This is a genomic window from Mesorhizobium sp. M8A.F.Ca.ET.218.01.1.1 (assembly GCF_004791165.1).
In the GTDB taxonomy this organism is placed as follows: Bacteria; Pseudomonadota; Alphaproteobacteria; order Rhizobiales; family Rhizobiaceae; genus Mesorhizobium.
The window spans coordinates 1-298 of sequence record NZ_SRUZ01000176.1 but is presented as its reverse complement, the minus strand read 5'-3'; the positions used below and the strand labels follow the sequence as shown (position 1 = coordinate 298).

The 298-nt window shown below is 61.1% G+C and carries 1 protein-coding gene; it reads right to left on the bottom strand.

Features of this window, described 5'->3' with window-relative positions:
* Positions 1-298, bottom strand: a 298-nt coding sequence (locus EN861_RS34895; RefSeq protein ID WP_189343833.1) for an aldo/keto reductase, incomplete at both ends; no start/stop codon positions are given.

Genomic DNA, 298 nt, shown 5'->3' with positions numbered 1-298 from the left:
TCCAGCGTATCGAGCAGCCCATCCTCCTCGACCCAGCGATTGAGCATCGAATAGCTCGGCTGGTGGATGAGGCAGGGCGTGCCGAGCCGCTTCAATATATCGGCCGCCTCGCGCGTGCGCTGCGAATTGTAGGACGAGATGCCTGCGTAAAGCGCCTTGCCCGAGCGGACGGCGTGGTCGAGCGCGCCCATCGTTTCTTCCAGCGGCGTTTCCGGGTCGAAGCGGTGTGAATAGAAGATGTCGACATAATCGAGCCCCATCCGCTTGAGGCTCTGGTCGAGGCTTGCCAGCACATATT